Annotated in this window: 19 protein-coding genes and 3 pseudogenes; 5 read left to right on the top strand and 17 right to left on the bottom strand. The window is 69.9% G+C overall.

The genetic code is table 11. The features are described from left to right. The first annotated feature begins 39 nt into the window (after nt 1-39). On the top strand, nt 40-537 hold the full coding sequence (locus ACZ4UV_RS41370; protein WP_467845496.1) for a TAXI family TRAP transporter solute-binding subunit: 498 nt from the start codon (nt 40-42) through the stop codon (nt 535-537). Here ACZ4UV_RS41370 and ACZ4UV_RS41365 read toward each other — a convergent pair. From ACZ4UV_RS41365 to ACZ4UV_RS41315, 11 genes are all read right to left on the bottom strand, one after another. Further along, the gene (locus ACZ4UV_RS41365) at nt 523-1,824 is read right to left on the bottom strand and encodes a HupE/UreJ family protein (RefSeq protein ID WP_467845206.1); all 1,302 of its coding nucleotides are present in this window, start codon (nt 1,822-1,824) and stop codon (nt 523-525) included. The two genes, ACZ4UV_RS41370 and ACZ4UV_RS41365, sit on opposite strands and share 15 nt — an antisense overlap. A 2-nt stretch (nt 1,825-1,826) precedes the next feature. Then, nucleotides 1,827-2,828, bottom strand: a complete 1,002-nt coding sequence (locus tag ACZ4UV_RS41360; RefSeq protein WP_451019257.1) for a DUF3500 domain-containing protein — start codon at nt 2,826-2,828, stop codon at nt 1,827-1,829. 400 nt (nt 2,829-3,228) lie between these two features. Further along, nucleotides 3,229-4,929, bottom strand: a complete 1,701-nt coding sequence (locus ACZ4UV_RS41355; RefSeq protein ID WP_451019258.1) for a carboxylesterase/lipase family protein — start codon at nt 4,927-4,929, stop codon at nt 3,229-3,231. A gap of 408 nt (nt 4,930-5,337) precedes the next feature. After that, a complete protein-coding gene (locus ACZ4UV_RS41350) occupies nt 5,338-5,526 on the bottom strand; it encodes a hypothetical protein (protein ID WP_451019259.1) in 189 nt (62 codons plus the stop codon). Nucleotides 5,527-5,602: 76 nt separating this feature from the next. Then, a complete protein-coding gene (locus tag ACZ4UV_RS41345) occupies nt 5,603-5,785 on the bottom strand; it encodes a hypothetical protein (protein WP_467845201.1) in 183 nt (60 codons plus the stop codon). A 66-nt stretch (nt 5,786-5,851) separates the two neighbouring features. Further along, entirely contained in the window at nt 5,852-6,052 is a 201-nt protein-coding gene (locus ACZ4UV_RS41340; protein ID WP_467845200.1) for a hypothetical protein, read from the bottom strand. A 101-nt stretch (nt 6,053-6,153) separates the two neighbouring features. Beyond that, nucleotides 6,154-6,483: a hypothetical protein gene (locus tag ACZ4UV_RS41335; RefSeq protein WP_467845198.1), complete on the bottom strand. Its 330-nt coding sequence runs from the start codon at nt 6,481-6,483 to the stop codon at nt 6,154-6,156. 8 nt (nt 6,484-6,491) lie between these two features. Next, on the bottom strand, nt 6,492-7,091 hold the full coding sequence (locus ACZ4UV_RS41330; protein WP_467845195.1) for a hypothetical protein: 600 nt from the start codon (nt 7,089-7,091) through the stop codon (nt 6,492-6,494). A 517-nt stretch (nt 7,092-7,608) separates the two neighbouring features. Further along, a complete protein-coding gene (locus ACZ4UV_RS41325; RefSeq protein WP_451019263.1) occupies nt 7,609-9,081 on the bottom strand; it encodes a GntP family permease in 1,473 nt (490 codons plus the stop codon). A gap of 73 nt (nt 9,082-9,154) precedes the next feature. Beyond that, a complete protein-coding gene (locus tag ACZ4UV_RS41320) occupies nt 9,155-10,432 on the bottom strand; it encodes an MFS transporter (RefSeq protein WP_467845191.1) in 1,278 nt (425 codons plus the stop codon). Nucleotides 10,433-10,479: 47 nt separating this feature from the next. Then, nucleotides 10,480-11,244 (bottom strand): GntR family transcriptional regulator, encoded by a 765-nt coding sequence (locus tag ACZ4UV_RS41315; protein WP_451019265.1) that lies wholly within the window; start codon nt 11,242-11,244, stop codon nt 10,480-10,482. Between the two features lie 64 nt (nt 11,245-11,308). On the opposite strand from ACZ4UV_RS41315, the gene ACZ4UV_RS41310 reads away from it, so the two are divergent. From ACZ4UV_RS41310 to ACZ4UV_RS41300, 3 genes and pseudogenes are all read left to right on the top strand, one after another. Then, on the top strand, nt 11,309-12,145 hold the full coding sequence (locus ACZ4UV_RS41310) for an amidohydrolase family protein (RefSeq protein WP_451019266.1): 837 nt from the start codon (nt 11,309-11,311) through the stop codon (nt 12,143-12,145). Between the two features lie 633 nt (nt 12,146-12,778). Further along, nucleotides 12,779-13,622 (top strand): annotated as a pseudogene (locus ACZ4UV_RS41305) (IS5 family transposase). Between the two features lie 203 nt (nt 13,623-13,825). Next, complete coding sequence (locus tag ACZ4UV_RS41300) at nt 13,826-14,575, top strand: MBL fold metallo-hydrolase (protein WP_467845187.1); 750 nt, start codon at nt 13,826-13,828, stop codon at nt 14,573-14,575. Between the two features lie 568 nt (nt 14,576-15,143). Here the strand turns inward: ACZ4UV_RS41300 and ACZ4UV_RS41295 are convergent. The 4 genes and pseudogenes from ACZ4UV_RS41295 to ACZ4UV_RS41280 form a co-directional block, all read right to left on the bottom strand. After that, nucleotides 15,144-15,572: pseudogene (locus ACZ4UV_RS41295) on the bottom strand (GtrA family protein); the annotation flags it as partial. Between the two features lie 327 nt (nt 15,573-15,899). Beyond that, complete coding sequence (locus tag ACZ4UV_RS41290) at nt 15,900-17,378, bottom strand: MFS transporter (protein WP_451019267.1); 1,479 nt, start codon at nt 17,376-17,378, stop codon at nt 15,900-15,902. 123 nt (nt 17,379-17,501) lie between these two features. Beyond that, complete coding sequence (locus ACZ4UV_RS41285; protein ID WP_451019268.1) at nt 17,502-18,740, bottom strand: sensor histidine kinase; 1,239 nt, start codon at nt 18,738-18,740, stop codon at nt 17,502-17,504. Nucleotides 18,741-18,912: 172 nt separating this feature from the next. Then, nucleotides 18,913-19,956 carry a zinc-dependent alcohol dehydrogenase gene (locus ACZ4UV_RS41280; protein WP_451019269.1) on the bottom strand — a complete coding sequence of 348 codons (1,044 nt, stop codon included), beginning with the start codon at nt 19,954-19,956 and terminating at the stop codon, nt 18,913-18,915. A 597-nt stretch (nt 19,957-20,553) separates the two neighbouring features. On the opposite strand from ACZ4UV_RS41280, the gene ACZ4UV_RS41275 reads away from it, so the two are divergent. Beyond that, the gene (locus ACZ4UV_RS41275; protein ID WP_467845183.1) at nt 20,554-21,054 is read left to right on the top strand and encodes a MarR family winged helix-turn-helix transcriptional regulator; all 501 of its coding nucleotides are present in this window, start codon (nt 20,554-20,556) and stop codon (nt 21,052-21,054) included. Nucleotides 21,055-21,699: 645 nt separating this feature from the next. On the opposite strand, the gene ACZ4UV_RS41270 is transcribed toward ACZ4UV_RS41275, so the two are convergent. Together ACZ4UV_RS41270 and ACZ4UV_RS41265 are read right to left on the bottom strand one after the other, a co-directional pair. Next, the gene (locus ACZ4UV_RS41270; protein ID WP_451022740.1) at nt 21,700-21,882 is read right to left on the bottom strand and encodes a hypothetical protein; all 183 of its coding nucleotides are present in this window, start codon (nt 21,880-21,882) and stop codon (nt 21,700-21,702) included. A gap of 615 nt (nt 21,883-22,497) precedes the next feature. Beyond that, nucleotides 22,498-22,671, bottom strand: a pseudogene (locus ACZ4UV_RS41265) (mycofactocin dehydrogenase MftG); the annotation flags it as partial. Nucleotides 22,672-22,938: the final 267 nt, after the last annotated feature.

Below are 22,938 nucleotides of genomic sequence, written 5' to 3'. Positions count from 1 at the left end.
CGCGCGACCGGATGAGGCGCGGCCGTACTCGGCGAGAGGATCCTGCACGCCGCGGGTCTTTCCCCCGGCACCGGCGTTCCCGTACGCCATCTGCCCCTGGCCGACGCGGCCGACGCCATGCGGACGGGCTCGGTGGACGCCCTGCTCGTCGCGGCCGGTGTACCGCCACCGCTTCTGTCCGAGCTCGACGACCGTTTCGGTCTGCGGTTCCTACCGCTGGCCGGGCTGCTGCCCCGGCTCGGCGGCCAGGGCGGTCGGGCCGGCTCGGGCCTGGAAGAGGTGTCCCTGCCCCAGGGCGCGTACCGGGCGGCGGGCGGCGTCGCCACCATCGGCGTGTCCAACCTGCTGGTGTGCCGCCCCGACCTTCCCCGCGGTGCGGCCGAAGCGCTCACCCGCCTGCTGGTCTTGCGCGCGACCGCACTCGTACCCCCCAACGCCGTCGGCACCCAGTTCCTCGACGTCGGCAGTCTCATCGGCACGGGGGACATCGCCCTGCACCCCGGGGCGGTCGCGGCGTACCGCTCACTGCACGGCTGAGCCCCCGGTGGCAGCGCGATCCTGGTGACGAAGGTCGGGTACGGACCAGCTGGCCGCCGCGACGGCCGCGAGGGCTCCGGCGACGAGGAACGGATGCGCGATGAGCGCGTCGGTGACGCGGTTGAGCGGGTTGTTCGCCAGCAGGGTGGTGCGCTCGGCGAGCCACGCCGCGGCCAGCACGATGCCGATCGCCGCGACCGTGAGGCGGACCGCCGGGTAGATCCGCGTTCTGCTGAGGATCAACAGCGACGGCATGAGCAGGGCGACAACCATGAGCTGGGTCAGCTCGATGCCGAGGTTGAAGCCGAGCAAGGTGGTGACCAGGGACCCTTGGCCGAGGTCGAGGCCGCCCAGCAGCGCGGCGAAGGCGAGGCCGTGCATGAGCCCGAACCCGGCGGCGATCCACGCCTCACCGCCGGGGACGAGGGGCCGGACGGCGTGGATGCCGGAGACCAGGATGGACAGGGCGATAAGGCTTTCCACGACCCGCGTGGGAGCGCTGACGTAGCCGAGTGCGGCCAGGGCGAGGGTGATGGAGTGCCCGACGGCGAAGGCGGTGACCACGTGCACGACGCGCACGCAGTTGCGGCGCAGGTCGTCGGCGCGGACCCAACGGCCGCGGCGGGCCAGGAGCGGAGCGGGGAGCAGGAGCATGATGAGGAACAGCAGATGGTCGGCGCCTTCGGCGATGTGCCGGATGCCCAGATGTACGGCGGTGGTGAAACCGTGCTCGCTGGAGGCACCGGCGGCCGGTATCGCGAGGGTGTGCTGCTGCCAGTCGAGCACGCCCACGGTGGTGTAGCTGTCGGAGCCCTCGGGGCGAAGCGAGACGAGGATCTGGTGGGACAGCAGGTGGTGCACGATCGCGTCGTAGGTGAGCCGGAAGTCGTGGACCGTGCCGGTCGGCGGCTGCAGGACCAGGTCGAAGACCAGGTGGTCGACGCCGTCGACCCGCTGGACGCGGCCGCCGCCGACCGTGGTGGTCCATCGGGTGCCGTCGGGGTCGGCCGCCGAGGTGTGGCCTCGGACGTAGCGGCGCAGCTCTTCGAGCTTGGCCGGTTTGACGACGGTCTTCGCGGTGAGTGGCTGGTCGAGGGCGATGGCGAGCCGGTCGATGGGCAGTTCCACCTTGCCGGTCACCTTCTCCGGTGCCACGTCGAGCAGGATCGCGGTGGTGCTGAGGGGGTGGGCGTCCGCGCGCGTCGGTGCCGTGATCGTCAGGACGGCGGTCAGGGCCGCGAGACACGTGAGCAGTGTCCCGGCGCGGGCCGCCCACCTGGCGTGCATGTTCACTTCGGCTTGCTGCTGCCGTAGTCGTTGGTCTTGTCCCGGTACACCGAGTGGTAGTGGATGTTGGGTGTGCTCTGGCTGCGGGTGTTGATGAACTCGATCCACACGCTGGGGCCGTCGATGCGGATGTAGCTGTTCTCGTCGGTCGGGCCGGTGTTGTTGGACCATCCGATGCGGGTCTTGTCCAGCTCGGACTCGTACTTCGCCATCAGCTTGTCGGCGGCCGTGCTGTCGAGGTCACCGACGTAGGTCTTGATCGCCGCGATGACCAGCTTCTTCTGGGCGGCGGTCAGCTTCGACACCAGCAGTCCCTCGGGGGTGGGGAACACTCCCGAGTCCTTGCCGGGGCCCATGACCAGGTCGTCGAACGTCCCGGAGGTGATCTCCGCGGCCTTCTTCTGCTGGGCGTCGAGCCCCGCCAGCATGCCGAACATGGCCGTCGACTCGGCCTTGACCGGCTCGACCGTAGAGCCGCCTGACTTGAACGACGTCGGCTCGGAGCCGACGAACTGCGGGGTCTGGCTGACCTTGTCGCCGTTGTAGGTGAGGTTGCGGGCCAGGTGGTGCCCGCCGAACTGGACCATGAACGGCTGCGTCGTCGACGGTGTCCCGTACACGGCGAAGTAGTAGTCCTTCAGGCTGCCGAAACCGTCCGCGCCCTGGCCGCCGAGGCTGTTCAGCTCGTTGTCGGCCTTCCGGATGTCGGCGTCCTCCTGGGCGCCGCTGGGGCTCAGCGCCACCTGGAGCACCGTGTCGGCGGCCTTCTGCTGCGCGGCGGTGAGGTCGGACATCTCGATGCCCTCGCGGGGCACGGTCATCGCGGGGAAGTTCGACCAGGTCTGCCGCGCCTTGTTGTCCGAGAAGTCGTACTCGACCTTCTTCCGCTTGGCGTCGTCCAGCGTGGCCAGGAACGCCTTCACGGCCTTGACGACCGCCACGGTGTTGGCGCCGCCCGGACTTGCCCCGTCGGTGTTGAGATTGACCTCCGTGACCTGCTGCATGCCCATCCCCCCTGGGCCCCCCTGACTGCCGCTCTGCTGCGCGGAAGGGCTCGACGACGATGTCGTGGAATCACCTGAACCGCAGCCGCTGACGACGAGGGCCGCCGACAGAACGGCGCCGGTTGTGAGAGCAAGGTTCTTACGCATGGTCGGAGAAATCTCCTCGGGTCGCGGGGCGGGTGAGGGGAGAGGGAAGGCGAAAGGGGAACGCGTATTGCGACTTCTTTGTCTATCACGCCGTAATCAGGATCCGAGACCCCCGGAACCTCTGCATTCCCTATGAGGCGACCTCTTCATGGAAGGTGTTGACCCCGTATTTCATGTTTATGACCGGGCGGTCGATTCCGCTGAGTGGGGCCGCTGGTACGGCCTCGGATGAGGGGCCGCACCAGCCGTGGGGTCACCAGGCCGGCTGGCTGGGGAAGTAGTCCTCGACGTAGAAGTCCAGCTGCTCGCCGGTGGCGTCGGCGATGGGGCCCCAGTTGTCGCCGAGTTCCATGGTGGTGTACCGGCCCGGGCGAGTGGGCTGCCAGCGGGTCAGGCCCTTGCCGTTGGGGTCACCGTGGGTGGCGAAGTTGACCACGTAGTCGGAGAGGGTGTCGGCGATCTTCTGGTCGGTGTCGGTCCACCCGCTGCCGCTTGCGTAGAGGTTGTCGAGGACGTACTGGATCTCCGAGCCGTGGTAGGCGCCCCGGTCCTGTCCGGGCGGTGCGTGCGTCCAGAAGTAGGTGAACACCGGGCTCTTGGCCTGGCTCAGCCACTCGGTGGCCCACAGCGTGGTGGAGAGCCGGGAGCTGTCCCGGGCGGAGGCGTTGGTCTGCTCCCAGGCCTCGGTGTCGGTGCTCGCCGGGTAGAGGTCGAGGAACCGGTCCTCCAGCGTGCCGTACTTGGTCTTGGCCATCGCCTGGTACGCGGTCAGTGTCGTGTCCGCGGTGGGGGTGGCGCCGCTCTCGTCCTTGTTGTTGCCGGTGATGATCGGAACGTCGTTGTGCAGGCCGCGGGAGAGCGCCTCCTGATAGCTGCGGGGCTGCACATAACCGTCGAGCACCGGGCGGAACAGCGGGGGGTTGCCGTTCATCGGGGCGGACACCGTGGTGTCGTTGGCCATCTCGCCCGCTATCACCTTGGTGTAGTCCAGGGCGCGGGCCTCGGCGATGGTGCTGACGCCGAGCGTCTTGAGGTAGGCGGTGCCCTGGGCCTCGGCCCCGGAGAGGGTTGGCCGGTAGGAGGTGGCCAGTCCAGCGGTCTCCGGGTCGCGCGGGTAGCGCGCCCCGCTTTCCGCGATGGCGCCGTGGAACAGTCCCCTGCCCAGCGGGGAGTACACCAGTTCCAGGACGGAGGCGGAGCCCGCGGACTGCCCGGCGATGGTCACTTGGTCAGGGTTGCCGCCGAACGCGTGAATGTTGCGCTGCACCCACTTCAGCGCCGCGATCTGGTCCAGCAGCCCGTAGTTCCCGGAGGAGCCGTGCGCGTCCTCGGCGGTCAGTTCGGGGGTGGCCAGGAAACCCAGGGCCCCCTCACGGTAGTTGAGGGTCACCACGACCAGGCCCTTGGCGGCCAGGCCCGCTCCGTCGAAGGTGGGGTCCGCTCCGGAGCCCATGGAGAAACGGCCGCCGTAGATCCAGACGAAGACCGGGCGGCGCTCGTGCGAGGACGCCGCCGCGGTCCACACGTTGAGGTTGAGGCAGTCCTCGCTCTGCGCCGGCGTGGAGGAGGAACCGCCCGGTCCCATCGACATCTGCGGGGGGATGTCACCGAAGGCATCGGCCTTGCGTACGCCCGACCAGGACGCGGTGGGCTGCGGCGGTCGCCAGCGGTTCTCCCCGGCGGTGGACGCCGCGTAGGGGATGCCCAGGTACGCGGTGACACCGGAGAGCTCGGCGGCGGTTCCGGAGACCAGACCGGTGTCGATCCGTACGGGCCCGGGCAGCGGTCCGGCACCGCTCGACGTGGTCGAGGACGACGTGGAGGTGGCCGCGGAGGCCGGGTTCGCACCGCCGGCTAGGGCGCCCACTCCCGCGGCGGCGGCCAGCGTGCCGCCGAGGAACAGACGCCGGCTCACCGGTCCGGCACCGGGGCGCTGTGTCTTCTCCGAGGTCAAGGAATCCTCCTGTTGGCTTCTCTCCGGGTTCTCGGACCGGATGAATAGAACGACCGGTCTCAATACTTTCCGGGAACGGTAGTCTCGACCGCCGAAGCCGAGCAAGCAGAATGCTCTGAAATCATCCGCTCTTCAGGAAATTGATAACCGGCTCACAGGATCGGGTCAGATGACTGCTCCCGGCCGGGCAGTTGGCCCGTTCGGATCGGACGTACGCCGGTGAGGCATCCCCTGTGGAGATGCGCGACGTGCAAGCTTAGGTTTCGGAAAAACTGGTAGGTGGTCGGGCGGTAATTCGCCACGGAGGCGCGTTATTCGATACCGGTCCCGGCGACGGGTTGACCCTGCACGCCCTCGCCGAGGGCAATCTGCCCGCCGCTGGTGCGGTGGACTGGGGATGGCGTTCGCTCAGGGCTGTTCGTTGTTCTTCGACGGGGCGAAGAACAGGGCCATGTGGTGCAGTGGCGACGTGGTGGGGGCCGCGGTGCCGACGCCGTGCCGTGTCGGGTTGGCGGTGGCGGACGTGGGCCGGCCGGTTCGGGACCGCTTGGTGGTGGCGGTGACGTGTGCGGCATGGGAGACGCTCCTGGGGTTCAACAGGGCTCGATGAGGTTCGAAGGGGATCGAAGGGCCCGGGAAGGGAAGCGGCGCGTCCCGTCCCAGGGTCAGGCGGTCAGGCGTGCCGGCCGCGGCTCCGGAGGAGACCGCTGCCCGCGCCGAGGGCTACGACGCCCATGCCGACGCTGGTGAGGATGCCCTGGGTGCCGTCCGCGACGAAGGGTGCGGCCGCGGCGACGGTGAGGTTGAACAGGAACAGGAACCAAAGGGTGGGGCGGGAGGAGAGGAGTGCCTTCATGGGATTCACCTTTCTGGGGAGTCATTTCCTTGCTTGAGTTGGGCAATCACATTGAATTTGCTTGAGTCAAGTAACTTGGTGGGCCTCGGTGACCTCCGCGGCGTCCACCGGGCCGTCGGCGGCTGGCGCCTCCCGGTCGGCGGTGTTGTGGCGCGGGAGGAAGAAAGCGACGGCGAAGGAGAGGAGGGCCGAGCCCGCGCCGATGGCCATGACCACCTGGAAGCCGTTCTCGGACGGCACCGCGCGGCCGCCGAAGTCGGTGGTCATCTGCGCGAGGATGACGCCGGCGAGGGCGCCGGCGAAGGAGCCTGCGGGTCAGGAGGGATGGCGAAGGGCCCAGTACGCGGCAAAACACCTTGGCCCGTTCGTCATTCGTCGGCAGAGAGGGGCTCCCACTCCGTCTCGGGATCGAGGGACAGGTTCGGCCGGTCGCGCTTGAACGCCTCGGCCTGCTCTTCGACCTGCGACAGGGCGTGCTCAGGCGCACCGAACCCGCGGAACAGGGTCGCGCAGTACTCGCGGGACAGGAACGCCGCGTCCCACTGCCCGTCCGGTCGCACCCATTGATAGGTGGGATTGTGCAGGTTGAGGAACTGCAGGGTGGCCAGCCGCGGCGGCATCGCACGGAAGGTGCCCTGCTCGACAGCCTCCGCAAGCAGCCCGGAGATCAATTGCTCGAAATCGGAACGCTGTCCCATCAGGGTCTTCAGTTCCGCGCGCCCTGCACCCGGACCATCACCCGGTCCCGCATCCGGTCGATCAGCCGCCATGGTGCCTGCTCCAGCCGTACCAGATATGCCGCCACGAGGTCCGTTGCCGTCCCGAACTCGGCCAGATCGCCGCCGCTACAGAACACCGGCCCGGCACGGGCCAGTTCGATCCTGCCGACCGTGCCGCCGAGGAGGGCGACTTCCAGGGCCTCCAACAGTTCCTCCCGCATCCGGAAACTGAACGCGTTCCGCCGGTGTGCGTGATCGAGCAGGAGGGACAGCCGGTCATTCTCCCGCCGGACGCGGACCAGTGGTCCATCCTCCCAAGAAGCCCGAGGCGTAATCCGGTCGGTGAGCCAGGACGCGAACTCCGTCCCGCCGAGAAGCATCGAGTACGCCTCCGCCGCCAGGACCTGAGCGGTGCTCAGCTGCGGCGTCTGCCGCAGCAACTGCCCCTGAGCCAGGCTTGCCCGCGGCCGATGCGTGACGAGCCGTGCCAGTTCCTCGAACGAGACCAGCGGATCGTCGACGGGTACCCATTCCGGTGCGTCGGCGCTGACGGGCGTGCCGCCAAGGTCAGCGTCAGTGCCTTCCACAGCGGTCGTAGCCGGCCCGGCGGCTGCCGGGTCGCGATACCGAGCGTCACGGGCAAGGAGTCGGCCAACCGGGCGGCCTCGGCCTCGACCTGCCTTGCATCGGCGTCGTGCCAGTCGTCGAGGACCAGGCACCGCACGGGGTTCTCCACCTGCCCGTCGGAACGGAGCATCATTCCTTCGTCGCCGTACACGGGGCTCATCGGTCCAGTCTGAGGGACCGGAACCGCCGTGGTCACGGAACCCGGATCGGTCGGACCGACCAAGACCCGCCCCCTCGTGAGCTCCAAGCCTCGCTCGACGCAATCGCCCCTGGACACGGCCTTGATCTCTACCGCCCGGTTCAACGAACCAAGGATAATCCGGCAGGCTCGCGAGGCCCGGGCCCACCGCCGAATTCCTGGATGCCTCGCGCTGTCGGCACAACGCTCGAACTCCGGAAAACACCAGCCGGCGTCGGGATCGGTGGTCAGGAGCCGACCGGCAGCGATGCCCCGGAACAGGTGCCGGTGAGTGGCTGTCAGGCGAAGGCGGACAGAAGGAGTGCCATGACGAGGCCGAGCACGCTCACCAGTGTCTGTACAACGGTCTGTGTCTTCGCGGCTTGCGTGAGGTCCATGCCGAAGGATTCCTTGACCAGCCAGAATCCGGCGTGGTTGACGTAGTTCAGGCCGAGCGAGCCCGAACCGATGGCGACCACGAGCAGGGACGCTTCAAGACCGCCGCCGGTGCCGACCAGCGGTGCGACGATGCCGGTGGCGGAGACGATGCCGACCGTGGCCGAACCGGTGGTGAGGGACAGGAGCAGGGCGATCAGCCAGCCCAGGACGATCAGGTCCATGTGGGCTCCCTCGGCCGCCGACGCGATGGCGTCGCCGATGCCGGAATCCTGGAGGACCTGTTTGAACGCGCCGCCGCCGCCGATGATGAGCAGGATCGAGGCGATGGACTGCAGACTGCCCGTCAGCGAGCGACGGGTCTCCTCGCCCTGGCTGTTCCCGCTTATGACGGTCACGCCGAGAGCGACGAGGAATCCGGCGAGCATCGCGATGAGAGGTTCGCCGACGAAGGCCAGCGCGGAGCGCAGCTGACTGGACGCGTCGAGCGTGGTCTCGGCGAGTGTGCGCAGCAGCATGAGGACGACGGGGACGAGGACGGCGGACACGGCGAGGCCGGTGGATACATGGGAGCGGGGTCCGGTGTCCGTCCGACGCTGTGCGCCGGGACCCGCGGAGGGTTCGGTGGCGGGGTGCGTGCTCTGGCCGTCGGGGACCGGGGCCGAGGTGGGTTGCTGCTGTCCGTTGCCGGTGAACTGGGCCACCAGCGCGGCGTCCGGGCGGACGCCGGCAAGCCGGGGCGCGATCCACCGGGCGTAGACGGGACCGGCCAGCACGACGGTGGGGATGGCGCAGATGACGCCGACCAGGAGGGTGAGCCCGAGATCGGCGTGGAGTCCGGTCATGGCGGTCAGCGGGCCGGGGTGCGGCGGCAGCATGCCGTGCAGCGCGGAGAGCGCCGCGATGGCGGGCACGCCCAGCAGGACGTACGGCGAACCCTTGGTGCCGCCCTGCACCTCCAGCCTGCGCGCCACGCTGAAGATCAGTGGGAGCAGCACGATCAGTCCGACCTCGAAGAACATCGGCACGCCGATGACGAAGGCGGCGCCCGCGACGAGCCACGGCAGCCGTCGTGTGCTGGACCGGTCGACGATGGCGTGGGCGATGGCGTCGGTGGCGCCCGAGTCGGACAGCAGGCGGCCGAGCATGGCGCCCAGCGCCAATGTGATGCCGACATCTCCCAAGGTGCCGCCCGCGCCGTCCTCGATGGACGCCGTCAGCTTGTCGACCGGTTCACCGGCCGCCAGTCCGGTGCCGACGGTGACGACGATCAGTGCGACGAACGGATGTATGCGAAGGCGGGAGTTGATCAGGATGATCAACGTCCCGATCGCCACCGTCAGGATGAGCAGCAGCGACCAGGCGTGCGGGGTCATACGGAGGTGCCTTTCGGATTCCGGCTGTGAACCAGTCGGGGGACTCGGAGAGCGGCTCGGCCCAGGGACGGATTCAGCGAGCTGATGCGGCCGGCCGCGCGGGCGCTTCGTCCACCAGGAGCGCGGCGGCGTCGAGCTCCTTGTGCGAAGTCTCGGGGAGGAGGGCGGCGGCGAGGACGGCGATGCCGTAGGCGCTTCCCGCGAACAGGCCGATGCTGGCGCCCATCCCGAGCCTCTCGCTGAGGAAACCGACGAGCGCGGGGAACGCCGCCGCGACGACGCGGCCGAAGTTGTAGCAGAAGCCCTGCCCGGTGCCGCGGATCGCGGTCGGGTACAACTCGGCGAAGAGTGGTCCGAGGCCCGCGGGGATGCCGGCGGAGAAGAACCCTAGCGGAATGCCGAGGAAGAACATCTGTGTGTCGGTGATCGGCACGAACAGGTAGGTAACGACCGAGATCAGGCACATCACCGCGAAGAGCATGATGTTCCTGCGGCGGCCGATGCGGTCGGCCAGGGTTCCCGAGGTGAGGTATCCGAAGAAGGCGGCGGCGATGAAGACGGCCAGGTATCCACTGGTCTTGAGGACCGACAGACCGTGTGTGGTGCGCAGGTACGTCGGCAGGAAGGTGGTCAGCGCGTAGTAGCCGCCGTGGCTGCCCAGGCCCAGCAGGGCGCCGAGCAGGGTGACCCGCAGCAGGTCCGGCTTGAAGATCCGCAGCAGGGACACCCGATTCTCGGCCTTCGCGGCCCGCTGCAGGTAGAGCGGCGGATCGGAGACCTTGCGGCGGATCACGATGACCAGGGCGGCAGGGAGCGCGCCGAGCCAGAACATCGACCGCCAAGCCCACCCCTCCGGGAACAGGCTGAACAGGACGGTGTACGTCGCCAGGGCGAGGCCCCAGCCCAGCGCCCATCCGCTCTGCACGGTGCCCAATGCCCGGCCGCGATTGCGGGTCCCCATGTACTCGCTGACCAGGACGGCTCCGGCCGCCCACTCGCCACCGAAACCGAAGCCCTGGATGCTGCGCAGCACCATCAGCTGGGAGTAGCCGGTGGTGAAGCCGATGAGTACGGTGGCGACCGAGTAGACGATGATCGTCCACTGCAGGACCCGGACGCGTCCGTAGCGGTCGGAGGCCCAGCCGGCGAGCCAGCCGCCGCACGCGGTGAAGACGAGGGTGACGGAGGCGAGAGTGCCGGCGGCTCCGGTACTCAGGTGCCAGGCGGCCAGCAGGGTCGGCAGGACAAGCCCGAACATCTGGGCGTCGGCGGCTTCGAGCGTCCAGCCTCCGAAGGCGGCCCAGAAGGCCCGTTTTTGGGGTTTGTCGGTGTCCCGGTACCAAGCAAACATGAAGCGGCTCTCTTCGTGTGCGGGGAACGTGAGCGGAGAAGCGGGGGTCAGCGGATGTCGATGCGGTAGCGGAAGGTGTGCGCGAGCCCGCGTGAGCGGCGGTACTCCAGCGGACGGGCGTCGTGGGAGCGGGCGACTCGCTCGACCACGACCACGGGCTCGGCGCGTCCGCACCCGAGGAGCAGCGCATCGGCCGCGGTGGCGGTCTCGATGGTGAGCTCCTCCGTGGCGGCCGCGACGATCTGTCCGCAGCAGCGTTCGTACGTCGGGTACAGCAGGTCACCGAGGTCGTCGGTGCCGACCCGCTCCAGCGGCTCGAACAGCGGCAGCGGAAGCCAGATGTCCTCGACGAGGACGGGCTGCTCGTCGTAGAGCCGCAGCCGGTGCAGGTGGAGGACCTCGCTGCCGGCGGTGATGCGGAGGGCGGACGCGATGGCCGGCGTACTCACCTGCCGGGCGGCGGAGAGAATGCGGCTCTGGGGAAAGCCGCTCCCTGCGGTCCCGAACCGGAAGAACCGGAAGAGGGAGGCGTCCAGGGACGCCCTCCGGACGAACGTCCCGGTTCCCTGGCGTCGCTCCAGCAGCCCCTCGTCCACGAGATCGCGGAAGACCCGCCTCATCGTCCCCAACGACACCCCGTAGTACTCGACCAGGACGGACTCGGCGGGCAGCGGATGATCGGGAGCCCATTCCCCGGAGCGGATGCGCTCGGCGAGCACCTCTCGGAGCCGGGCGTGCAACGGCAGGCGCGAGTCGGTCCGAGCGAGGTCGGCCGCTCCAGGACTTTCTGGCGTGGGTGAGATGGACTGCATGGCGAGAAAGCATGGTGCCGAATCCTGCTGACGTCTAGTCCTTCATAGGACTATTCTTTGGTTCGTGACTTCACCCGAGCCCCAGATGCCGCCCGCGGCCTTCGACACCCATGCCCACGTCTTCACGCGCGATCTGCGGCTGGCGCACGAGCGGCGGTACACACCGGACTACGACGCCACGGTGGACGCCTACCTGTCACTGCTGGACGCTCACGGCCTCGCGGCCGGGGTTCTGGTGCAGCCGAGCTTCCTCGGAACGGACAACTCCTACCTGCTGGACGCCCTCGGCAACGCGCCGGATCGCCTCCGCGGCGTGGCCGTCATCGACCCCCGAACGCCGGGGGAGGAACTCGACCGGCTCGCAGAGGCGGGCGTGTGCGGGATCCGCCTCAACCTGATCAGCCGCCCGGCGCCCCCACTGGGCGAGCCGCTCTGGCGGCGACTGGCCCACGAACTCGCCGCCCGCGGACTCCACTTGGAAGTCCAGGCACAACAGCGACAGTGGGAGGAACTGGAGCCGTGGCTGCTCCGCTGGCCCGGCGCGGTGGTCGTCGATCATCTGGGACTGCCGGCGTCCGCGTCGCTGTCCTACCCCGGCTCCGCCGCGCTCTCCCGCCTGCTGGCCGCGCCGCATGTGTGGGTGAAAGCGGCCGCCCCCTACCGTTCGGCGCCACGGGCGGCCACGGCGATGTTGCGAAGCCTGCTGTGCGCCGGGGGCGGCGAGCGGATGCTGTGGGGAAGCGATTGGCCCTGGACCCGGCATGAGAAAGACCGGGACTACGGCGCGACCCTGACCTGGCTCACGGCAGAGCTCAGCACCACCGAAGCCCAGCGGATACTGTGCGCCAACCCGGCACGGCTGTTCGCCTGGGCGCCTTTGGCAGCGGCGGTCGACCGATGACGCACATCGCCGCACCCGGACACGAGTGAGCAGAGCGGGGCGCGGGCCTGCCCACCGCTACCGGCAGCGAGCACCGCGACAGCCCGTCGGGCCAAGATTGCTCACGGCAAGCAGGCCCGAGCGCGGCCGGGGTCTCTGTGTGATCGCGTTCCGTATCCCCCGCCGGGGTCGCATCCCTGGCAGCGAGAACCTTCCGTTCGACCACTGCTCGACCCCGCAACTGGCAAGTTCCCTCCCCCCAGCGGTACTTCGCAGAAGGTAGGACACGACCGGTCTACCGCGGTCGAGTCGCCCGCCCACGTACTGCGGCGGCATCGCCTTCCCTGGTGGCCCTCGCCGCGCACATCGTCGGACAGCCCGCCGTGGCGATATACGCTGGTTCGCTCTTCGAGTGGAGCAGCGACTCAGGCCGACCGGTATACCTGGGCGTTTGAGCCGGCCCGCTCGGCGATACGAAGGACAGGCGAGGGTGTCGTCGGCGGCGACAGTCTCCATGTCGTGTCTTCACGCTTCTCCGTATTCCCCGGTTCAGAGGTCGCGCAGATAGGCGCGGTGATGGCACCTCGGTCGCAAGGCAGGCACAGGACCTGGCGATCATGGAGTTGCGACGCTCTGTGATCACCGGGGAGACCTGTGCCTGTACTGCCATCATGGCTGGCCGAACCACTCTGGGGCCAATTCGCGGCCCTGCTGCCGGAGCGGCCGGAGTACCACCCGGACCATCCGCTGGGCTGCCATCGCCCCCGCATCAGCGACCGGATCGTCTTCGACAAGATGCTGCAGCTCCTGCGGTTCGGCTGCTCCTACCAGGCGATCGCCGACACGACCTGCTCGGCCACCACGATCCGCAACCGCCGTGACGAGTGGATCCAGCTCGGCGCTTTCGCCCAGCTCAAGCAGATCGCGCTGGATTCCTACGACCGGATCGTCGGCCTCGTCCTGGACCGGATCGCCATCGACGGCTCGATCACCAAAGCCCCCGGCGGCGGCGAGGCCGCCGGGCGCTCCCCGGTCGACCGCGGCAAACAGGGCCTGAAACGCTCCGGTATGACGGACGGGTACGGCATTCCACTGGGCCGCGTCCTGGCCGGAGCCCAACCGCCACGGCTCCCCGCTGCTCGCCGCGACCCTGGACCGCCTCGACGACCTGGGGCCGCTGCCCGACGACATCACCGTCCACCTGGACGCCGGCTACGACTCGGACACCACCCGCGCCCTGCTCAGCGAACGTGGCCTGCAAGGCCGGATCGCGCACAAAGGCGAGAAGGCGCCGATCCAGGCAAGCCGGCGGTGGCACGTGGAGCGCACCCACGCCTGGCAGAACGCCTTCCACCGCCTCGCCCGCTGCTGCGAGCGCCGGGCCACCGTCATCGACGCCTTCTTCGACCTCGCCGACACCATCATCACCGTACGTAGCCTGATCCGTCAGGCATGGACGACCCACCGCTGGGACGAACGCCCCACCCGGCGACCATGAACAGCCCCCTGCGCGCCTGGGCTTGCGCGGCCAGAGACTGGACCACTGCGATCGACGCATTGCGGGAGTCCCTGGCCTTGCGGGGCGTTCCACCTTGGCCGTGCGCAGGGCGTGCGTCGGCGGGCTTGATCGTATCCCCCACACCTGGTGAGCCGTCAGCGAACGAACACATGGCCGCCAGGGCGGCCGTGCAGGCTGGGGGCATGGATGTGATCGAGGTACTGCCGAGGCTGCGCATGCTCCGCTTCCCGGTGGGGGCGGCCTATCTGTGGCGGGACGACGACGAGCTGACCCTGATCGACACCGGGACGGCGGACTGTGTAGCGCAGATCGACGAAGTACTGGACGGCGAGCTGCGGCGGATCGTGCTGACGCACTGGCACGAGGACCATACGGGCTCGGCCGCCGAACTGGCCGCCCGGCACAGCACGGAGGTGGTGGCTCATCGGCTGGAGGCACCGGTGATCCGGGGCGAGGCGGTCGGGGCGCCGCCGGTACTGGAGGAGTTCGAGGTGCCGATCCGGGCGGCCCTTCCGCCACTGCCGCCGGCCCCGCCGTGCCGGGTGGACCGGGAGGTGGAGGACGGCGATGTGCTGGAGTTCGGCGGCGGAGCGGTGGTGGTCGCCGTGCCCGGGCACACGGACGGGTCGATCGCGCTCCACCTGCCCGGGCCGAGGGTGCTGTTCACCGGCGATACGGTCGCCAACGTCGGCCGGACCATGCTGGGTGTTTTCAACACCGACCGCGCCCGGGCCGTCGAGTCGCTGCACCGGCTTGCCAAGTTGGAGGTCGACACGGCGGTCTTCGGGCACGGTGACCCAATCTCGCACGGTGCGGCGGCCGCCCTACAAGAAGCAGCTGCTTCAGCGTATGACGAAGGTCAGCTCGTGGGCAGGCTGGGCGGTGTGATCCCGGAGGCCGAGAGGCCTCGTTGTCAAAACCCAGTGCCATGATGGCGGCGCAGGCACAGGCCCTCCGATGGTCACAGAGCGTTGAGACTCCGTGATCAGGAACCTGTGCCTGTCCCGTCTGCCCACCGGGCCCAGCAGCCGCCTATCCGCGCGGCCTCTCAGCAGCCTCCGTCGGTGCCCCTCGGCGTCCTTGCGGGCGACCTGCCGGGCACCCCCCTCCGGCACGACCAGATGGTTGGCGCAGGATCGCGGTTGCTTGAGCCCTCGTGGTACGCGACTGTCCTGACGACTGCGGGCAGGCGGCCACTCGTACCGCGCTGCTCGCAGACGAGCCCGTGCCGATCGATCGCACCGGGCGACTCGACGAGTACACCGGGAATCCGGTCGGCCGGGAGAACCCGACGCCGCGGCACAGGGAGCTTCGCCGTACGGGTGCCCCCGTGGTCACGGACCAGGCGATCCGGGGGCTGGGGGAGTCCGGTGCAGTGTTCACTGTCCGTCGGGTCGGCGGCGCGAACTTCCGTCGGACCGTGCCTCGGACGGACGGGGGCACGCTCCCAGCCGCCTCTGCATCCTGCACCGGGTTGTGCATCGGGGCGGCAATCCGCTTCCGGCCGGCGAAGACGAACAGGCGCAGGACCAGGAAGCGGCCGATTCCGGCCAGGCCGGAGGAACTGAGGTAGACGATCTGCTCGTTCAGCATCGAGGGCGACGACTGGACCAGGTGCAGGATGAACATCGCGGCGCAGGTCACCACGTAGGCGGCTGCCGCCGAGCCCGCCGACTGCCAGTGTTGGCGCCACCCCGCGCGCCGCCCCGCCCCAAAAGTGAAGCGGGCGTGCAGTTCGGTGCACAGGAGCGTGGAGGCGAGGGTGATCACTGCGTTCGCCAGCCCCCATGGCATCAGGAGGGCCAGCAATGCCACGGCGAAGCTGGAGAGGACGCCGACACCGCCGCCGCACAGCACGAATCGGGCGAAGGAGGCGAGCGGACCGGGAGCGGAGGGGGGCCGGTGCGCGTCGTCCATGGCGTTCTCCATCCGCTTCGTGCGCCGTGTCTCGGAGTGCGGCGTTCAATTGCTTGACTAACTCAAGCATATAGGATTGCTTAAGTTACGCAAGTATCTCTCCTGTGTCGCGGATCACGTGAGGGGAGCCGCCTGCCAGCGGCGAAGGGCGTGCGGCGTGCCGCCTCAAGGCCAACACCCGAGGTGCGGCGAGCGTCGTGACCGGGCCCGATGCTGGGTGCTGCCTCCGGGTGTGGGCCCTCACGTGCTGGATCGTCGTGGTGCCGGGGCGGACGTGGGGAGGCCGCCGCCCACGGGTGGGGGCGGCGGCCTCATGGAGTCCGGCGATGGTTGGGGCTGTTATGCCTTGAGCGCGGTGGCCTCGGGCGTATCCGCCTGGTGGTCCCCGGCCTCTGCCGCGGCCGCGCGGTGCTTCGGGATGAGGGCGGCGACGGCGAAGGCGAGCAGGGCGGCGCCGGCGCCGATGGCCATGACGACCTTGAAGCCGTTCTCGGAGGGCAGCGCGTGGCCGCCGAAGTCGGTGGTCATCTGGGCCAGGATGACGCCGGCAAGGGCGCTGGCGAAGCTGGTGCCCAGGGAGCGCATGAGGGTGTTGAGGCTGTTGGCGGCGCCGGTCTGGGACGGGTCGACCGCGCCCATGATCAGGGCGGGCAGGGCGCCGTAGGTGAAGCCGATGCCGGCGCCGATGATGCAGGAGACCAGGACGAGGTGCCAGACCTCGCTCATCATGACGATGTTCAGTGCGTAGCCGGCGGCCACGATCAGCGCACCGATCATCAGGGTGACCTTGGGGCCCTTGGCCTTGGTGAGAGCCGCGGAGACGGCGGACATGGCCATCATCACCAGGCCCTGCGGGGCGAGGACGAGGCCGACGGCGAGCATGGACTTGCCCAGGCCGTAGCCGGTCTGCGACGGCAACTGGAGCAGCTGCGGCAGGACCAGGGACATGGCGAACATCGAGAAGCCGAGAGCGACCGAGGCGAGGTTGGTGAACAGCACCTGCGGCCTGGCGGTGGTGCGCAGGTCGACCAGCGGTTGCTTGGCGCGCAGCTCCCACCAGCCCCAGGCCAGCAGGATCACGACCGCGGCGGCACCGAGACCGAGCGTGGTGCCGGAGGCCCAGCCCCAGTCACCGCCCTTGGAGACGGCCAGTAGCAGCGAGACCAGTCCGGCGGACAGGCCGAGCGAGCCGACCAGATCGAAGCGGCCGCCGGTGCGCACCTTCGACTCGGGCACGATCAGCATCACCAGCGTGAAGGCGGCGGCACCCAGAGCGGCCGAGGTCCAGAACAGGATGTGCCAGTTCCAGTTGTCGGCGATGAACGCCGCGGCCGGCAGACCCAGCGCGCCGCCCACACCGAGCGAGGCGCTCATCAGTGCGGTGGACCCGGCCAGCCGGTCGGCCGGCAGCGTGTCCCGCATGACGCTGATGCCCAGCGGTACCACGGCTGCGGCGAGGCCCTGCAGGGTACGGCCGATGATCATCGGCACCAGGGAGTCGGCGAGGGCGCAGACCACGGAGCCGGAGACCAGCAGCAGGATGCTGACCAGCAGCATCCGTCGCTTGCCGATCATGTCGCCGAGACGGCCCACGACCGGCGTGGCCACCGCGGCGGCCAGCAGGGTGGCGGTGACGGCCCAGGCGGTGTTGGAGGCCGAGGCGTTCAGCAGGGTCGGCAGCTCCGGGACGATGGGGATGATCAGGGTCTGCATCAGGGAGACGACGATTCCGGCCAGGGCCAGGACCGCCACCACGGCGTTCGGCCTCGGCGGGGCGGACGTCCCCGCGTCGGCGGGTCGGGTCAGGGCGTCGGACATGGCAGAGCCTCCACAGAGGTAACCCAACACGGGTAATTGCTTGACTTACTCAACAATAGAGCGAGTTGCTTGACTTACGCAAGTTAATCTCGACGGTGACGCGCAAAGTGCACACCGGACGCGTCAGATCGCTTCTGTCGCTGGCGGGGCGTGCGGGTACAAGGGCAGCTTCGCGACGACTTCGAAGCCCCCCTGGGGGCGGCGTCCGACTCGGACGTGGCCTCCCACGGAACGGGCCCGCTCGCGCATGCCGACCAGGCCGTAGCCGCCCGGGGCGGCGGAGGGGGGCGGTGCCGCACCGCCGTGGTTGGTGACGGTGACGGTCAGCAGATCGCGGGAGTAGGCGAGCAGCACCTCGGCGGTATGGGTGGCGGCGTGCTTGGTGACGTTGGTCAGCGCCTCCTGCACGATGCGGTACGCCGTGAGATCGGTGCCGGCGGAGAGCGGCCGGGGATCCCCTTCGGTGATGACGGTGACCGCGAGTCCGGCGTCACCGAACGAGGCGGTCAACTCGGGGAGTTGGGCCAGGCCGGGCGTCGGTTCGGGCATCGCGTCCACGCCGTCCGCGGCGTCGGCGGCCGGGTCGTCGGTGTGACGGCGCAGCAGGCCGACGGTGGCCCTCAGCTCGCGCAGGGCCGAGGAGGTGCTGTCGGCCAGGGCTGCGGCTGTCCGCTCGGCCTCGTCGGGCCGAGCGCGGATGGCGCGCGCGACGGCACTCGCCTGGAGATTGGCCAGGACCAGGTGGTGGGCGACGATGTCGTGGAGGTCGCGTGCGATGCGCATGCGCTCCTCCACGACACGGCGCCGGGCCTCCTCCTCCCGGGTGCGCTCCGCGTGCTCGGCGCGGGCCCGCTCTGCGTCCAGGTAGGCGGCGCGCACCCGGGTCACGGTGCCGAGCGAGGTGGGCAGCAACAGCCAGGCGGCGGGACCGAGCAGCTTGAACAGCAGCGGTTCCCTGGTCGGACCGGCGAGCACCTCCGTGGCCGTCAGCACGGCGATACCGCTGAAGGCGAAGGTGTTCGCCGTCTTCCGGTCGGTGCCGACGGCCAGCGAGTAGAGCGCGACCATGAGCGGTCCCAGCGACAGGACCGTAAGGAGGTACCCGAGCTGGGCCGCGACCGTCGCGCAGACGATGGTCACGGCCACAGCGGTGCGCGGACGGTGACGGCGCCACATCAGTACCGCGCAGGGCACCCCGGCCAGGAGTACACCGGGCCACCAGGGGACTCGCAGGTCGTCGCCGGGGAGCGTGGCCGTGCTGCCGGGGAAGGAGCAGGTGAACAGCGCGGCGGCGACGACCGCGTCGGTGATTCGGGAACGGTTGCCGTACTGCCGTCGTGGAGTGTCGGCGATGGAGGTCATGGGGAACCTGGAAGGCGTGGGTGCCATGGATGTCTCGGGTGGCGTGAGGACTTGGGGCGCGGGGGCGTGCGGCAGGGGCTGACCGGTGCCGTACGCGTGACGCGGGTGGGTCGACGCGGGGTGCCGCCGCCGATGGGGCTTGTGGCGGTGCCCCGCGTGCGTCCGCCGTGGGCTACACCTCGCTGTCGAAGGTGACGACGACCTTCTCGGCCGCTCCCGGCGTCATCGCCAGCTCGAAGGCACGGTCGGCCTCCGTGGACGGGACCCGGTGGCTGATCAGCTTCGCGAACCGCTCGTGGTGCTCCACGATCTCCGGCGTGACCTCGAAGATCTCGGTCGGGTAACCCTGCGAGGCGATGAGGGTCAGCTCGCTGCGCAGCATGCCGCCGAGGTCGATGTCGGCGCCCTTCTTCTGCACGGCGACCATGACCAGCTTGGCGCCCCACTTGGCGGCGTCGACGGTGGCGTTGAAGACGGCGGCGACGCCGGCCGCGTCGATGTAGATGTCGGTGCCCGCTCGCGGTTGGCCCAGCGCGTTGGCCGCCTCGCCGTGCAGCTCGGTCAGACGGGCGGTGACGTCCTCCTCGGCGGAGTTGATGACGGCGTCCGCGCCGACGGCGAGCGCGGTCTGAAGCCGCTCGGGGATGACGTCGGCCACCACGACGTGCTGCACACCGCGCAGCTTGAGCCAGATCGTGGCACCCAGTCCGATGGGCCCGGCGCCGAAGACGACGACCTTGTCGTCCGGCTTCGCCTCGGAGCGGTTGACGCAGTGCCGGGCGACGGCCATCGGCTCGTTCAGCGAGGCCACGTCGAAGGGCACGGTGTCGGGGAACACCGCGACGCTCTTGCCGACCTCGGCGTTCTCGATGAGCAGGTACTCGCTCATGCCGCCGAGCTCACCGCCGCAGCCGATGATGCCGGACGGGGCGCCCTGCGGGTTGACGACCACACGGTCGCCGACCTTCAGGCCGGTGACCTCGGCGCCCACCTCGACGACCTCGCCGGCCGGCTCATGGCCCAGCGGAATGGAGCGCATTGAGCCGTCGGCCCCGGTCGGCATGCCGCCGAGGTGCAGGAAGAAGGTGTCGGTGCCGCAGATGCCGCAGGCTCGGATCTTCATCAGCATGTCTTTTGGTCCCGGCGCCGGGCGTTCGACGTCCACCACGTCGATGTGGTTCTGGGCGCCGGTCAGGACGGACTTCATCGTGGTCACGGGAGTACTCGCTTTCGAGAGGTGCGAAGGGGACCGGCCCCGGCGGCGGATGCGGGAGGCCGACCGCCGGGGCCGGTGAGTGCGCCGGTCACCGTCCCCACAGGACCGGCGCGGTGGGCCGCCTCCGCTCGGGGCGGCCCGTTCAGGTTTCCCCGGCCGTGCTGCCGGGGGAACGGAGGAGTCGCGCTTCAGCGACCCCAGCCCCGCCAGGAGGCGACGAGGGCGGTCACTCCCGCGGTGACCGCCGTGGCGAAGGACCAGGTGGCCTGGGCGTTCACGGTCGTACGCCGTTCGTGTGCGATCCGGCGAGCAGAGCTGGGGCCTGCCAGAGGGGGACGACGGGGCCGGTGACGCCCGGAATCGGCCGGGGCGGCCCGGAATCGGCGGGGACCGGGCGCCGGGTGCGCCCCTTTCTGGTGGGTGTGGTGGTGGGCTGGGGCATGGAGGACGCTCCTCAGGATCGAAAGGGCGGAGAGGGGTGGTGAATTCGAAGAGAGGAGTGCCGGACGGCTGTGTCCGCCGCGTCCTTGATTGCTTGAGTTAGGCAAGCAGATTGAGTTACTTAAGTCAAGCAATCTCTTGTGCTAGGGTGAGTGCATGTCCGCCCCGTCGTCCGTAGCCGCCGCCTCGTCCGACACAGCCGAGATCGAGCGGGCCCTGACCCGTATCACTTACTTGGCCGGCCGGGCCCGCCAGCATGAGCGGCTGATGGCCCTGGCCGGATTGCCGCTGGACCGGGCGGCCGTGGCGATTCTGCGGCACATCGCCGAGAGCGAACCGATGCGCCCCGGCGTGCTGGCGGTCCGGCTGTCCGTGGAGGCGTCCCATGTCACGCGGCAGCTGAGGCAGTTGGAGCAGTCCGGTTTCGTGATCCGTATCCCGGACCCGGACGACCGCCGGGCGCAGCGCGTGCAGATCACCGAAGCGGGTCTGGCTGCGGTCGGCCGGATCCGGGATGCGGGCCGCCGGGGTATGGAGGTCGCATTGGCGGCCTGGTCCCCAGAGGACCTGCGGCAGCTCGCCGTACTGTTCCACCGGATGGTCGACGACTTCGTCGCGAACGCCGAAGCGGAGGTCGACGACCCGCCCACTGCCTGACGCCGCCCGCGACTGCGTGCGGTTTCCCTGCGTGGTGCGCCGGCCCCGTGGCTGGGCCGGGCGGGCATCGGGCGTGTGGCGGGCGGGAGGTCGTCCCGCACGAGAGGTCCTGTCATGGTGGACCTCATCGAGAGGCCGCCGCTGCGCGGAGGCGGGCGCGACGTCCTGAGCGTCGCGGGCGATCCTGGTGAGACCGGTCTGCTCACCACGACATTCCGGCCGGCTACACGGTGTGCGGTACCGCGGGCACCGGCGCGGAGGGGATCGCCCGGATTATGCGGCGCCGGTTCGGCCTGGTGGTCTGGGACGCCATGCTGCCGGACCTGAAGGACCTGGCCAGGCACCGCAGACCCCTGCCGGTGACCCGCCGCCTTCCTGATCACCTGCGACCACATCCGCCCCCTCTTTCCCGGACTCGTGCGGGACGGTGTCTCCCATGCGCGCTCACCACGCGCGTGCGGAGTGACCGGGCAGTGGGGGTGAGCGGGACCAACGGCGCGATCCGCTTTGCAGGTGCCCGGCGCACGAACTGCAAAGCGTCGGGCCGGCCCCCAGGCCTGTGAGGGGCGGCCTCGACCGGTATGCGGCGGTCGGCGGCGGACCGGGGGAGTCCGGTCGCCAGCCGACACGCAGGGTGGGGGGCACTCAGGCTCGCTGCGCGCGACCTCGGAGCAGACCCATGCCTGCCCCGAGGGAGACCACGCCCATGCCGGCGCTGGTCAGGTAGCCCTGGGTGCCGTCGACGACGAGGGGTGCGGCCACGGCGACGGTGAGGTTGAACAGGAAGAGGAACCACAGCACGGGCCGGGAGGACAGCAGCGCCTTCACGGGGTTTCCTTTCGGGGAGAGCGATGTGGGGCTCCCGATGGGGAGTCGTTGACCTTGCGGGTTCAACGATCCCGTCACCAGCCCGCCGCCACGAGGTAGTGCCCTCCCCGATCCGCGGTGTAGCGGTCTACACCATTCGGCGTCCGGTCCCGGCACGAGCGACTGCCGGGCTCCGCCGGACCGGTCACCGTGGGAGGCGTGAGCGGGCAGGCGACGATCGGCAGTCGTCGCCGCGCACCAGCAGTGGCTGATCGGCGAGGGCGCCGACCTGAGCGGCCTGCTCGATGCGGCCATCCGGCACGTCTCGCGGCCGGATTCGGTGACCTGGCTCCCGGCGGGTAGCGCCCCCTCGGGCCGGTTCACGTCAGGCCGCGCCGCATGGTGTCGGCGACGAGTTCGCCGAAGAGGACGGCGGTGGCCGCCGGGCCCCGCAACGGGGGCGTCGGCAAGATCGATGTGTCCGCGACACGCAGAGCGTCGACACCCTGCACTCTTCCGAAGGCGTCGACGGCTGCCCCGGGATCGTCTGCGGGGCCCAGGGGGACGGTGCCACGCGTGGTGGGACGTGCCGAGATGCCCCAGGACCCACTGGTCGAGCAGTCGGTCGTCGTTCAGCACCTCCGCCGGCGGATCCGTGAGCCCGCCGGAGACCTCGGCGAAGTCGGTCGTGCCGACCAACTCGGCGGCGGCCCGGACCGCTTCACGCATGCGCCGCCGGTCCTCCACGGCGGACAGATGGCCGTAGTCAAGGCTCGGACGCGTCGCGGGATCGGCGGAACGGGTGTGCATCCGACCGCTCAGTCGTGGTGTCCGGACGGAGACGAGGAACGGGAGGGGCGCGCCGGGAACGGAGCAGGACTCCACCGAGCCACGAGCAGGCGGGCTCCGGCATCGACCGCCGGGGCATCCACTCCAGGACCACCTGGGGATGGTCGCCGAACCGGGCTCCGACGGCGGGGGCGTCCCTGACGACGGGAACACCGAGGGCCTCCAGCTCGCGGCGCGGCCCGATGCCCGACAGACGCAGCAGGTGGGGGGTGCTCTATGTCCTTCGTC

This window comes from Streptomyces sp. NPDC028289 (genome assembly GCF_055565975.1).
This window is presented reverse-complemented; position numbering and strand designations above follow the sequence as displayed.